The organism is Weissella sp. ESL1177 (genome assembly GCF_058107185.1).
Map to the genome: position 1 here is coordinate 1,014,693 of NZ_CM176591.1, position 14,409 is coordinate 1,029,101.

The 14,409-nt window shown below is 35.5% G+C and carries 15 protein-coding genes; all 15 read right to left on the reverse strand.

Annotation, left to right across the window (positions count from 1 at the left end; translation table 11 throughout):
- Positions 1-5: 5 nt before the first annotated feature.
- The 15 genes from rpsO to tgt all read right to left on the reverse strand — a co-directional run bounded on the left by rpsO (position 6) and on the right by tgt (position 14,287).
- Positions 6-275, reverse strand: coding sequence for a 30S ribosomal protein S15 (gene rpsO / locus AC3B5D_RS04850; RefSeq protein ID WP_489841192.1), 270 nt, complete (start codon positions 273-275; stop codon positions 6-8).
- A 133-nt stretch (positions 276-408) separates the two neighbouring features.
- Positions 409-1,434, reverse strand: a complete 1,026-nt coding sequence (gene holA, locus AC3B5D_RS04855) for a DNA polymerase III subunit delta (RefSeq protein ID WP_489841120.1) — start codon at positions 1,432-1,434, stop codon at positions 409-411.
- Between the two features lie 67 nt (positions 1,435-1,501).
- Positions 1,502-2,080, reverse strand: a complete 579-nt coding sequence (locus AC3B5D_RS04860) for a ComEC/Rec2 family competence protein (protein WP_489841191.1) — start codon at positions 2,078-2,080, stop codon at positions 1,502-1,504.
- Between the two features lie 17 nt (positions 2,081-2,097).
- Positions 2,098-3,516: a ComEC/Rec2 family competence protein gene (locus tag AC3B5D_RS04865; RefSeq protein ID WP_489841119.1), complete on the reverse strand. Its 1,419-nt coding sequence runs from the start codon at positions 3,514-3,516 to the stop codon at positions 2,098-2,100.
- Between the two features lie 230 nt (positions 3,517-3,746).
- Entirely contained in the window at positions 3,747-4,430 is a 684-nt protein-coding gene (locus AC3B5D_RS04870; protein WP_489841118.1) for a helix-hairpin-helix domain-containing protein, read from the reverse strand.
- A gap of 241 nt (positions 4,431-4,671) precedes the next feature.
- Entirely contained in the window at positions 4,672-4,944 is a 273-nt protein-coding gene (locus AC3B5D_RS04875) for a DUF1292 domain-containing protein (RefSeq protein ID WP_489841117.1), read from the reverse strand.
- Between the two features lie 71 nt (positions 4,945-5,015).
- Positions 5,016-5,300: a DUF1292 domain-containing protein gene (locus AC3B5D_RS04880; RefSeq protein ID WP_489841116.1), complete on the reverse strand. Its 285-nt coding sequence runs from the start codon at positions 5,298-5,300 to the stop codon at positions 5,016-5,018.
- Positions 5,301-5,311: 11 nt separating this feature from the next.
- Positions 5,312-5,746, reverse strand: a complete 435-nt coding sequence (gene ruvX / locus AC3B5D_RS04885; RefSeq protein ID WP_489841115.1) for a Holliday junction resolvase RuvX — start codon at positions 5,744-5,746, stop codon at positions 5,312-5,314.
- A 37-nt stretch (positions 5,747-5,783) separates the two neighbouring features.
- The gene (locus AC3B5D_RS04890; RefSeq protein WP_489841114.1) at positions 5,784-6,035 is read right to left on the reverse strand and encodes an IreB family regulatory phosphoprotein; all 252 of its coding nucleotides are present in this window, start codon (positions 6,033-6,035) and stop codon (positions 5,784-5,786) included.
- A gap of 42 nt (positions 6,036-6,077) precedes the next feature.
- Entirely contained in the window at positions 6,078-8,726 is a 2,649-nt protein-coding gene (gene alaS / locus AC3B5D_RS04895) for an alanine--tRNA ligase (protein ID WP_489841113.1), read from the reverse strand.
- 332 nt (positions 8,727-9,058) lie between these two features.
- Positions 9,059-10,417, reverse strand: coding sequence for a DEAD/DEAH box helicase (locus tag AC3B5D_RS04900; protein WP_489841112.1), 1,359 nt, complete (start codon positions 10,415-10,417; stop codon positions 9,059-9,061).
- Positions 10,417-11,367: a DHH family phosphoesterase gene (locus AC3B5D_RS04905; protein ID WP_489841111.1), complete on the reverse strand. Its 951-nt coding sequence runs from the start codon at positions 11,365-11,367 to the stop codon at positions 10,417-10,419. The genes AC3B5D_RS04900 and AC3B5D_RS04905 overlap by 1 nt, the downstream gene beginning before the upstream one ends.
- 108 nt (positions 11,368-11,475) lie before the next feature.
- A complete protein-coding gene (gene dinB, locus AC3B5D_RS04910) occupies positions 11,476-12,591 on the reverse strand; it encodes a DNA polymerase IV (protein WP_489841110.1) in 1,116 nt (371 codons plus the stop codon).
- Positions 12,592-12,711: 120 nt separating this feature from the next.
- Positions 12,712-13,107 (reverse strand): preprotein translocase subunit YajC, encoded by a 396-nt coding sequence (yajC, locus tag AC3B5D_RS04915; RefSeq protein ID WP_489841109.1) that lies wholly within the window; start codon positions 13,105-13,107, stop codon positions 12,712-12,714.
- Between the two features lie 34 nt (positions 13,108-13,141).
- Positions 13,142-14,287, reverse strand: coding sequence for a tRNA guanosine(34) transglycosylase Tgt (gene tgt, locus AC3B5D_RS04920; RefSeq protein ID WP_489841108.1), 1,146 nt, complete (start codon positions 14,285-14,287; stop codon positions 13,142-13,144).
- Between the last annotated feature and the right edge of the window lie 122 nt (positions 14,288-14,409).

Consider the following 14,409-nt stretch of genomic DNA (forward strand, 5'->3'; position numbering starts at 1 on the left):
TTATATTAACGACGCAAACCAAGCTTCTGAATCAATTCACGGTAACGTTGTACATCATTGTTACGTAGGTAACGTAATAAGTTACGACGGTGACCGATTTTCTTCATCAAGCCACGTTGTGAGTGAAAGTCATGCTTGTGTTCTGACATGTGTGCGTTCAATTCGTTAATATCAGCAGTTAATACTGCTACTTGAACTTCAACTGAACCAGTATCACCTTCGTGACGAGCGAACTCATTAATGATTTCATTCTTGCGTTCTGCAGAAATAGCCATTGTTGGATATCCACCTTTCATAATAGTCGCCTTAAACAACGTATGACGACGGTGAAGCGTCAAACATAGTAAAAGGTCCTGTGCTAATGCACTCTTAATATCATACTAAAATAGTTGTTCTTATGCAAGTTTTTTAATTGATCATTTGTTTTTTATATTTCAAAACAAATAATTCAAATAATAATTCAGGGTCCCGAGCTGTTGATTTTAACTGTTCTTCCATATTAACTAATCCCAAAAAAGCCTGTGATAATCGTACGTAACTAAAATTTCGCACAATCTGTCGTGCCAACTTTACACGATACGGATGGACCTTTAATGCTGTCGCTGTCCCTTTTTCACTTTTTGAACTAGATTTAACTTGCAACAATAAACGAAATTGACCTATTAATGCACCATGTAATCGGAGTGGTTCCTCACCACTAACTAATAACTCATGATATAAATTAACAGCACGAGTTAACTGTCCCTTTAACAGACAATCTATTAAATCAAAAACATTTTCAGTTAATGTATGCGTAACAACTGCATTCACATCTGTCACTAAAATTTGCTTCGTGTCAACTGTATAGAGCATTAATTTGTCTAATTCTGACATTATTTGGGTCAATGATGCGTTCGTTAATCGTAATAAAGTTTGTTGTGCATCATTTGTTATCTGATAACCTTGTTTTTGTAGGTGCCCATTAATAAACTGAGCAATGTCTTTTTCATTTAGATTAACAAATGAAAGATACCTTGTTTTCTCTTTCAGCATTTTGGTTAATTTTTTACGATTATCTAACTTATTATAAGGTGCAAAAATTATTAAAATGGTTTGTGGTTCCGGTTGTTTTATATAATCTACTAAATCCTCAACATGATGTTCTAAATTACTTTTAACGTGTTCGCCCGTTAAAAAATAAGGTTTATCAATCATAACTACCCGGCGATTACCAAAAAAAGGCACTGATTTTGCATCATCAATTGCTAAACTCAATGGCACTTCTGTTAAATCAAATTGGGCTAGATTTAAGGTACGATCTGCCGGTTGAATAATGCTCAAAAATTGTTTTTTCACTAAATCAAGCAAGTATTGGTCTTGGCCTTGTATGAAATAAATTGGTTGTAGTTGCCCTGTCTGTACATCGTTTATGACATCTGATAAAGTTACGGTCAAAACAACATCCCCTCTCATTTTATCTTGTTACTCTAAGATAGCACGTCTATCAAGTTCTGCCCACCAATTATTTTGCATCTATCATACAATGTACACGATAACAATTAAAAAAAGACCAACTGATTTTAATCATTCCTCGCTCTGCAGTATTATAAACCTGAATATGATATTTATTCGCTGTCCGTAATGTTTCTTTATTCGGGTGTCCATAACGATTATTTAACCCGGCTGAAACGATCCCAATCTCTGGTTTTAATTGCTTTACAAACTTGTCAGCTGTACTTGTTTTTGATCCATGATGACCAAATTTTAAAATTTTAATTTGTGGCAATTGAAATTTTTTGAGAATCTGTTCTTCACCAGCCTTAGACAAATCACCTGTTAGTATTAAATTTAAACCATTAAAATTAGCATACAACGCAATAGAATCATCATTTTCTCCCTGACCACCTTTCATTGGATGACATACTTGAATATCTTTTGTGATTTTTTTACCAGCTAAAACAGGTATAATTTGGCCACCTGTCTGTAGATACTTTTTTGTTTTTTTCTTAAATGATGCTTGTGTTTGCATCCCCATTGGGACATATATTTTTTCCACCTTGACAGCACTCAAAAAATTTTCCAGATTGCCAATATGATCCACATCCTTATGAGTCAATATCAACTGTTTAATTTTACAAATAGAGCTTGTCCCTTTAGAAATCGGGTTAATTCATCGACTTGATAGTTATTAATCAATGTTGACTGTGCTATTTCGTTTCGTCGTTGTCGGTATTTACCACCAACATCTATCATTGTCACCTTTGAGTGTTGTGGACGAAGAATCGTTGCATCGCCCTGCCCAATATCAAAAAAAGTAATAAAGCCACCTGGCATGATTCGAGGCATGAGCCAAATACTTAAATATAGACAAAACATCCCAATGATAACAATTTTTTGAGGAATCATTAGTAACACCAATGGTCCAACTGTCAAAGCAAAACAAAAAATAATGCTCGGACGACCAAATAAAATTTCTCCAGGTATTTTATCTGCATAAGAAATCCAAATTTGTAGCGTATGAATAATAAACTCACAAATGTCTCTAATAATCGTTAAATGTAACATTGTTGTTAAAATACCTAATCCAGTAACAGGTATAACCACCCACGTAAAAATAGGTATAATCAAAATATTTGCTACTAGGCTAATGGGGTGCCAACTGAATGTGTGCCAGATCAATATTGGTAATACCAAAAAAGACAACCAAATTGTTTGAAAAATTGTCGACCGGTGATTAATCCACAATAATCCAAAAGTTAGTAAATATGATAATTGACCGCCTAAATTATGAAGCACACCTGGTTCAATTAGAAGACCACCTATTAATGACAATCCCCAAGCGTCTTTAGCATCGATGGATAACCAACGTAATTCACGCCAAGATTGAAAGATACCTAATAAAACAGGTCTTATCAATGACTGCACACCACCAGCAAACAACCATAAACTAACTAATAATAATTGAACAATAATTAACGAGCGTTCTCGCTGTATAAATAATCTTCGTGAAATAAAACGCCATAAATAATAGATACCCGTCACTTGAAATCCTGAAATACTAAATAAATGTACTAGTCCAAGTAACTGAATTCCCTTGTTCTGCTGATAAAATTCTGATCGTGTATAACCTAAAAATAAGGTTTCACCATAATCTCTTAATCCTGTCGGTAATTGTTCAAACCATAAAACTAAGCGATAATGTAAACTACGAATCCCCCAAATCACTAGTTGCCAAAAGTTTTCTGGCTTAGCCACATCAATAACGATTGCTTTTTTAATTAATAGTCGATGAACAATGCCACGACTTCGCCAATAAGCCTTTGCATTAAATGAAAATTCATTCCGATTCCCAGTAAATGTTGTTAATTTTCCTGACACATCAACCAATAACGGATGATATTGATTTTTATTTATAACGTTCGTTTTCCCCCCATTATCAAAAAATATTCGAATTTTTTCGCCTGTTATTGCTGTTGCGCTGCCTGTTAAATGATTATCTTTTAATTGTACTTCATCTGGATGAACTATTATTCTCATGTTCATAGAACCCGTCGGTTGTTTGAGAAATTGATTAATATGATTTTGCCATCCCAAAAAATAACAGGTACTAACTATCATCAGCAGTGTACTTATAAAGAAGTAAGGAAACTTATGATAGCATAGTACAAGAAACCAACCACCTAGTGGTAACACCCACCAAATATGAAAAAGAACTACTAAATCGATACAAGCTAGACATAGACCAGTAATTAATAAATAGCCTGACTTCATATCGTTACCAATGATTTTAACTTTGCAAATGTCTTTTCACCAATACCATTAACTTCTTTTAAATCTGATATCGTCTTAAATCCACCCATTTTTTTGCGTTGTGTAATAATATCTTGCGCTCGTTTTTCGCCAACACCTGGTAAATTTTGTAGTGTACTCACATCTGCCGTATTCAGATTCACTTTATCTTGTGCCATTTCTGTGACTTCGTTGTTCTTGTTTATTTCAGGCGTTTTCAAATTAGGTTGCCCTGGTAATGGATATTCAGTAGGAGGTTCTTCGTTTCCCTTAGGAATGAACAGAACCTGACCGTTGGCTAATGTTGCCGCAAAATTTATGCGGTTGCCATCTACATGAGGTAATATACCACCAGCCTTACTAATAACATCAGCAACAATTGGCTTTTTTGCAAAATAATACACACCAGGACGATGAACCTCACCTTTCACATCAATAACAACTTGTGCCTCTTTTGAATGATCCGTTGTCTTTTGTAATGTCTTTTTTTGTTCAGATACTTTTTGATTGGCAGTTATTGTGCTAAGTTCCTTTGGCGACACTGCCGCGCTACTCTGAGATAATTGCCACCACATTAACAATGCCATACCGACACCTATTAATATTAGACTAAACCATAATTGATGTTGATATCGATAATACAATGCCTTCACTCGAATCATAAGCCACCCCTTTCATCAAGAAAGACGCACTGACAATCATTTTGTACAAAAAACACCAACAACTTAATCATGGTAACAGTTAATTTTTAAATTTTTTGACATATATTAAAAGCCAGTAATCTACCAACTAAAACGGGTTGATTACTGACTAATTAAAATATATCAATAGCAATAACTACTGCACAAAATACCTGCTTTTATCCAAATTTATACTCATCAACAAGTAACAAATTGTCTTTCATTATCGTAAACTTGGATCATTAAAAATGGTATTCATTACTTCTTCGATCATATCAAATTCTTGCGTTGTTTTGATGGGTTGTAACATACCTTCATCAACATTTTTATCATAAACAAATGGTAATAAATCAAGTACCTCCGCCTCATCTTGCAATACCGGTTCTAATATAATATACGAATGGTGAAAGTCTTCTGAATCAAATGAGAATAATTCTCGATATTCATGTTCTTGCCCTTGATCATCGGTTAAGATAAATATTTCTGCATCATCCATTTCATTACTCCTTCATTAAAATAAAGAACATCTATCCTAAAATATTGGGATAGATGTTCTTAAACGATAAATTAATTATCTTGTTCATCTAAATATTGATTAAGATGTTCTTCAACCATCGTCCACTCAGCATCATCTTCAATAGGTGTTAAGCCACCTTCAACTGCAGTTTCTGTTTCATCTGGATCAAAGATATACGCTAACATTTCGACTTCTTCATCTTCACCAGACCCTGCTGGGTAAAGAATAATGTATGACTTATTATATTCTTCAGATTTGAAGGTAAACAATACTTCAAATAGTTGCTCATCTCCATTATCATCAACCAATGTAATGATATCTTGTTCTTCATCCATTTTTATACCTCCTATTTCACTAGCGGTCCTTTGCGATCTAAATAATTTTGCAAAATTAGCCCAGCAGCCAATTTATCAATGACTTTCTTACGCTTTTTTCTAGAAGTGTCCGCTTCTTCAATCAACATTCGTTCTGCTTCAACTGTTGTTAACCGTTCATCCTGAAAATCAATAGGTAGTCCAAATGTTTCTTGCAATAATTCACCATATGCACGAGAAGCATCAACGCGCGGTCCTGATGTATTATTCATATTTTTAGGTAATCCCAAAACAAACCCACTTGGATTATATTTAGCGACAAGCTCTTTCATACGATCGATGCCAAATTCTTTTTCATCTTCATTTATTTGAATGATTTCCACGCCTTGCGCCGTCCAACCCAATTGATCAGACACTGCAACACCTACAGTGCGTGAACCAACATCCAAACCTAGAATACGTCCCATATCATTTGACCTCTTTCTGTGATACAACAATCAACCTTTATTTTGATAGATAATCTGTCACAAGTGCTTCAATAATCTCATCTCGTTCAAATTTACGAATTAAATTCCGCGCATCATTCACACGTGGAATATAAGCTGGATCATTTGAAATTAAATAACCAACAATTTGGTTGATTGGATTATATCCCTTAGCTTCTAACGCCGCATAGACAATTTCCAACGTCTTTCGAACATCATGTGATTCATTATTGCCAAAATTAAATACCGTTGTATTATCTAATGAACTCATTATACCCAAACCTCCCTTTAAAGTTTCTCTTATTAAAATCCACTACTTTGCTTTTAACCAGTTAACAGCGGCATTAAAGGCATCTGCAATTCCCGCAGGATTTTTACCACCTGCTTGTGCCATGTCAGGGCGACCACCACCACCACCACCAATTGATGGTGCAATCGCTTTTACAAGATCCCCTGCTTTAACACCCTGCTTGACAGCTTCAGGTGAAACAGCAACTAGTAGATTTACCTTTTCGCCAAGATTTGCTGCCAAAATTAAAACATCAGATGGTGTCGTTTGCTTCCAACTATCAGCCGTTGAACGTAAAACATCCATTGACTCAACAGCCATTTCTGTTGCAATCAACGTGTAATGATTGACTTTTTGTGGGTTAGCAAATGCTGCATTAGCTTCCTGATTAGCCAACTTTTGTTCTAATGTTGCAGCTTGATGCTCTGCTTCTTTTAGAGACAATTGTAAACCAGCAATTTTGTCATTAATTTCTGATAATTGTGGTGCTTTCACTTGTTCAGCTGCTTTCGCTAACCAACTATCGTGTAATTTGAATAATGACATCGCACCCGCACCAGTAACTGCTTCAATACGTCGAACACCTGCACCAGTCCCTTGCTCACTAGTAATCTTAAACATGCCTAGTTCTGCTGTAGAATTTGCATGTGTCCCACCATCAAACTCAGCATTATAATCACCAATAGAAACAACTCGAACTTTTTCACCATATTTTTCAGTAAAGACAGCTACTGCACCAAGTTTTTTAGCTGATTCAATATCAGTCTCAATCCACGTCACTGGTAAGTTTTCAATAATTTTTTCATTAATAATATCTTCAACTTCTTGCAATTTTTCTGTTGAAACTGATCCATTATACGTGAAATCATAACGCAGTCCATCTGCTGTCACAAGTGATCCTGCTTGTGTTGTATGTTCTCCTAAAACATTGCGTAACGTCTGATCCAACAAGTGCGTTGCTGTATGATTCTTTGATACAGCACTATGATAAGCGCGATCCACATCTAATTTATAAACATTACCAACATGCAGTGGTGCAACAACTGATAGTGTATGCAAGTGTTGGCCATTAGGCGCATTTTGTACATCAATTACTTGTGCGACAACTTGACCATCTTCATCATAAATTGTACCCAAGTCAGCAACCTGACCACCCATCTCAGCATAGAATGGCGTTTTAGCAAAGATAGCTTGCACTTTTCCAGTTGTAACATTGTCAACTAATGTATTATCAACAATCAAATCCGACAATGTTGTTTTTTCAACAGTTAATTCAGACCAGCCGACATACTCTGAAGGCGTCTTTAAACTAGTTAATAATTCATTTTGAACACCCATTGATGCTTTATTAGAACGAGCTGAACGTGCGCGATCTTGTTGCGCTTTCATTTCTTTATCAAAGCCATCACGATCAACTGTCAATCCTTCATCAGTTGCGTACTCATCTGTAAGTTCATAAGGGAAACCATACGTATCATAAAGTTTAAAGGCAACTGAACCAGCAATCACGCCTTGATCAGCCTTTGCCTTATCAATCACATCATCTAATAGTGATAATCCAGCTGACAAAGTTTTATTAAAACGAACTTCTTCAGCTTCAACTATTGAAGCGATATAATCAGCGTTTTCAGAAACTTCAGGATAGTATGACACCATAATTTTACCAACGACAGGTACTAAATCTTTCAAAAATACTTTATCAATTCCTAACTTCCGACCATGCAATACTGCACGACGTAATAATCGACGAATAATATAACCACGACCTTCATTTGAAGGTAATGCCCCATCCCCAATTGCAAACGTCACTGCACGAATATGATCAGCGATAACTTTGAATGAAATATCTTTTGTATCATCCTCGCCATATTTATACTGACCAGACATTTCTTCAGTTTTATGAATAAGTGGTAAAAAGAGATCCGTTTCAAAATTTGTTTTGGCATGCTGGAATACAGAAACGACACGTTCTAATCCCATACCTGTATCAATATTTTTGGTTGGTAACTCTGGGTAATCCTTATTATCAGTTAAGCCTGGTAAATGATTAAATTGTGAAAATACTAAGTTCCAAATTTCCAAGTAACGTTCATTTTCACCACCGGGATAATTTTCTGATGCATCTGCATCATTAAACTCTTCACCACGATCATAGAAAATTTCTGAGTCAGGTCCTGAAGGTCCCTCACCAATATCCCAAAAGTTGTCCGGTTCTTCATAAAGATGATCTTTTGGTAAACCAACTTTATTAAGCCAAATATCTTTTGCTTGATCATCATTAGGATAAACTGTGACATACAACTTATCTGGATCCATGCCAAACCATTCTGGACTAGTTAACAATTCCCACGCCCATGGAATAGCTTCTTCTTTAAAGTAATCTCCGATTGAAAAATTTCCCATCATTTCAAACAAAGTATGATGACGGGCTGTATGACCAACGTTTTCAATATCATTTGTTCGAATCGATTTTTGCGCGTTAGTAATACGATGATTGTCCGGAACGACTGTACCATCGAAATATTTTTTCAGCGTCGCAACACCTGAATTAATCCATAAAAGTGTTGGATCGTCTTTGGGAATTAATGATTGTGATGGTTCAATTTTATGTCCTTTACTCTCAAAGAAACGCAAAAACAACTCACGAACCTCAGCCGATGATAATTCTTTCATCTTAATTTAAGCCTCATTTCAAAAAATATTAAATAAAAACAGACCTTCACTGCAATAACAGAGACGCTAACACGCGGTACCACTCCGATTGCAATGACAGTCTGTATCATTACCTCTTTATTCGCTGATATCGCTAGCGAGCGGTTCACTTTCGTAAACATCAATTATTTAAGGTAGCATTGAATAACTCTTAGCGTTACTTTCATCAAACGTAACGTTTCTGTCTGCTCTAAGAAAAAAGCCAACATGTCCTTGTGGGTATTATATCATAACTGTTAATTATTTTTTCTAATTTTTAAATCTTGAAACAATTTTGTAATTATCGATATTTATTATTTGTCATGCGCACGTTTTTTTGCCTTTTTAGCAGTACGTAGGGATTCACGTTCAGCAACACGCTTTTTATATTTTGCATCACGTGCAATATTATTCTTTATTTGTCGTTTATATCCCGGTTTCACGTGTTTCTTTTTCTTTTTAACCATTCCAATCATCGTTGGATCAAGTTTTGTGGTTGACTTTGTCCGTTGACGACGACGACGACGATCGTACCCATCTTGTAATTCACCATGAGAATAAGTCATTGGTTCAAACTTTACACCCATATTCTCTACCATCTGGACACGATTTTCTTCATCTGGATTATAAATAGTGATGGCTGTCCCAGACAATCCATTTCGACCAGTACGACCAACACGATGGATAAAAAACTCTAATTCAGTTGGAATCCCGTCATTAATAACTAATGACACACCTGGAATATCAATACCACGTGCAGCCAAATCTGTTGCCACGACATATTGATAATCTAAATGCTGAATCTGTTGCATCGTTCTTTTACGTTCACGTGGTTGAATACCACCATGAATCTCTGCCACTTTTAAGCCACGACTGCGCAATGACTTTGTTAGTTCATGTGCTCTAGTTTTTGTATTAGTAAAAACTAGTGCTAAATAAGGAGTACCCATAGTTAATAAATTATAAATCAACGTATCCTTAGATTCACCTTTTGTACCAACTAAAATATTTTTAATTGTCGGTGCAATCACTGTTTCAGCTGGAATTTCTTCAATGACTGGGTTAGATAAATATTTTTTCAAAAAAGGTTGTAATTTTTGAGGAATTGTTGCCGAAAAAACTAGCATCTTTAAGTCTTCCGGCATCGCACTAGCAATAGCATCAACATCGGGTAAAAATCCTAAATCCAAGGTCATATCTGCTTCATCTACAACCAATGTCTTTGCTGTGTGAATATCTAAAGCCCCCGCTTGGTACAAATCTTTAATACGACCAGGCGTACCAATCACAATTTCTGGCTGTCTAGTTTGCAATTGATGAACTTGTCGGTTTTTATCCATACCTCCAACATATAGTCCAATCCATGGTGCTTTATCCTCCGAAAAAGCACTAGCCATTTGTTTTGCTGCATCAAAAATTTGCTGTGCTAATTCACGAGAAGGTGTCGTAATAACTGCTTGAACTGTATGATCATCAATTTGATATTGTTGAAAAATAGGTATTAAAAAAGTATGTGTTTTCCCTGAACCAGTCTGTGATTGTCCAACCACTGAACGCCCCTGTAAAACCACTGGAATTAATCTTGATTGTACCGTTGTTGGCTGAACAAAATGAATTGCTTCTAAAGCTTGATATAGTTCTGGCCGTAAATTATAATCGGTAAATTTTGCCATTATTTTTCTGTTTGCTCCTTTAATAATTTATTTGCTTCATGAATGATGTCATCAACTTCTTCCAAATTTTTGGCCGTTGCACCAGCAGCAAATTCATGACCACCGCCGCCATGGCGCTTGGCTATTTCATTAATAACGATTTGTCGTGATCTGAGTCGTACTCTGAAATAGCCATCATCTTGTTGTTCAAACACAGCCCATGCCTTAACAGTATTGACCTTTCCTAATAAAGGTACAATGAAAGCAGTTCCAAAATCGCCTAAGTTGAAATTATCAACCATGTCATTTGTTAAAATAATATAGTTAAAACCATATTCTGTTGTAATCATATGATCATAAACAAATCCTGAGGCTTTTGCTGCAGGCAACGAAATCGTATCCATTTCCTGATTAATTTTCACCCAGTCAAAGTTAAAAGTCATTAATCTAGCAACAATCTCCATCGTTGTTGAACTTGTGCCATACAAAAAACGACCTGTGTCTCCAACTATACCTGCGTACAAATAAGATGCACCTTTATCAGATAGCTTGAGTTCATCTGCAAATTCTTCATAAAAGGCAAATATCATTGCCGAAGTTGAGGAAGCATTTTCAATAACCCAAGTATAATCACCGTATGGTTCATCATTTGGATGATGATCGATTTTGACTAATACCTTACCGTACTCAAATCGCCGATCATCAACTCTTGGTGAATTGGCAGTATCTGTGACAATTACCAAGGCATCATCATATAATTCATTTGGGATTTTTTCCATTTGTCCCATCCAAGCCATACTTGGCACAGTTTTACCAACAACATGTACTTCTTTGTCAGGAAATGATGTTTTTATTAATTCTGCTAAGCCAAATTGTGACCCAAAAGCATCTGGATCTGGCCGTTGATGACGATGAATAATAATTGTATGTGCAGCCTTTATTTGCGCCAAAATTGCTGTTTGCGCTGTCATAAGTAAATCTCTATTCTATTGAAAATTTTTATTATTTGAAAATCATTTATTAATGATAAATTTGAAACGACAATACATGTAAGTATATCAGAAAACAGTGACAACTTCCTAATCATATAAATCTAAGGTAACATTTTCAAATGATAAGGCTGCCAAATTTGTCATAGTTAGTCCTAATAAACGTATTGGTTTTTGATAGCCACCCAACTCATCAAAAATATTTTGAGCCGTACGGTAGAACTCATCTTCATCATTTGGAAAAAAATCTAAATTTGTCGCACGTCGTGTTTCAGTTTGAAAATCATCATCACGTATTTTTAAAACAAGTGTTTTACCATGTCGTTGTTCTTTGATCAATGTTTGTGATAATTGACTTGATAAGTCCCTTAATTCATCTAAGATAGCTTGTTCTGTATCTAAAAATGGCCCATAAGTTTTTTCTTTTCCTAACGATTTACGCTCTCTTTGCCACATAACAGGGCGATCATCAACGCCTCTGATACGTTCATAAAAAATATAACCACTTTTGCCAAATTCATCTGTTAACTCTGTCTGAGTTGCTTCAAACAAATCTCGTCCATTGTGAATACCTAGTGATATCATTTGTTTGGCTGTTTTGACACCAACACCACGAATATCTTCAATCGGTAATTCATCTAAAAATGATCGAACATCTTCCTTTGTAATTATTGTTAAGCCACTTGGTTTATTATGTTCAGACGCTAACTTTGCTAAGAATTTATTGAATGAAATACCTACTGAACTTGTTAAATGCAACTCTTCATAAATTATTTGTTGTAATTCATGAGCTAAATAAACTGGATTCTCAATTTTAGGAATATTTGTTGTGATATCTAAATAAGCCTCATCAAAAGCAACTGGTTCTACTTTATAAGTATAACGTTGAAAAATTTCATGTAATTGTTGTGATACTGCGCGATATTTCGAAAAATTTGGTGTCACAAAAGTTGCCGATGGTGCTAATTTTAAAGCTTCTGCAGAACTCATTGCTGAATGAACACCTAACGCACGTGCAACATAATTGGCAGTTGCAACAACGCCGCGACCACCTGTTTTTCTCGGATCATGTGCTAAAATAAGTGGTATTGATCGATACATCGGATTATCCCGCATTTCAATTTGTGCATAAAATGCATCCATATCAATATGAATAATTTGACGATCTGTATTTAAATGGATTGGTATTTCTAATAGATTAGCCATTATTCACCTCACCTCATTTATTTCTATCTACTAACTATATAAAAAAGCTTATAAAAAAAATCAGAGAAACTTACCAGTTCTAAATTGGACTAGTAAACTTCTCTGAAAAATTTTTATTGCCTAATGTGTCTTGTTTTCGTCATTTTCTGATGATTCACTGTTTTCTGGTTCATCTTCATGTTGTGAATCTTCAGCTGTTGCTTCTTTGACGTCTGATGTTTCAACTGATGTACTTTCTACTTCAGTTTTTGGTGCATTTGCTTCCTTAACCACCTGACGAATAGCCGACAATTCAAATACTAAAATAATACCTTCAGCGTCTAAATCAAATGTGTGTGCCTCTGTATCAACTGATGCAATTTTACCATGTAGTCCACCAATAGTAACAACCTCTGCACCTGCTTGTACGTTATTTATCATTGCTTGTCGCTTTTTTTGCGCCTTTTGTTGCGGACGAATCATAATAAAGTACATTGCGGCAATAAAAACGACTAAGATAAGTATATTTGCATTCATAATAAATTTAACTCCTTAAGTATATTAACTAATTTTAAAATAATCTAGCGTTTGGTTCAAAATAACCATATTTACGTAACGTTTCCTCACGAAATTCAAGTAAACGATCTTCAGCAATTGCCTGACGAACATCTTCCATTAACTTTAACAGGTAACGCAAATTATGCACAGACGCAATCGTCTGTCCATATAATTCGTTCGTTTTGAAAAGATGATGTAGATAAGCTTTTGTAAAGTGCTGTGAACCATAATCTTCAGTTTCAGAGTCAATCAATGAAAAATCGTCTTTGTATTTTGCATTCTTAATAACAACTCGACCATTTGAAGTCATCAATGTTCCCTTACGTCCAATTCTGGTTGGTAGCACACAGTCAAACATATCAATACCACGAATTGAAGCATCAATTAGAGAGTCAGGCGCAGCCACACCCATCAAATAGCGTGGTTTATTTTCAGGTAGTAATGGTACCGTAAAATCAAGTACTCGATTCATTTCTTCCTTAGACTCTCCCACTGACAAACCACCAATTGCATAACCAGGCAAATCTAGTGAAACCAAATCCTGTGCAGACTGCTTCCTGAGTTCACGGAATCCTGCTCCCTGTACAATACCAAATAAAGCTTGATCTTGTTCACGTTTATGAGCTTTTTGAGCTCGTTCTGCCCATCGAGAAGTTCGTTCAACAGAATTTTTGACATAATCATATGTTTCAAAATATGGAATTGCTTCATCAAGTTGCATCATCACATCCGAACCAAGATTATTCTGAATTCGCATAGCAACCTCAGGTGATAAGAACATTTCATCACCATTTAAATGATTTCTAAATGTCACACCGTCTTCTGTAATATGATTGTGATCCGACAATGACCATACTTGAAAACCACCTGAATCTGTTAAAATTGGACCATTCCAATTCATAAATTTATGTAAACCACCAGCTTTTGCAATCAAGTCATCACCAGGTCTTAACCATAAGTGGTATGTATTTGATAAAATAAACTGGGATTTAATTTCTTTTAACTCGCGTGGTGACACACCTTTAACTGTTGCTTGTGTACCTACTGGCATAAACATTGGTGTCATCACTTCGCCATGTGGTGTCGTGATTTTCCCCAATCGCGCACCTGTATGCTTTTCTACATGGAGTAATTCATACTTCACTGCATAATCCGACATATCAAGTATCCTTTCGATCCAATTAGTATTATATATTACTAACTTGTTATCATAAACAAACTAGTATCCATTATATCAGAAACATGTACATCATACTGCTTAGTTTTTTAAATACGTTACGA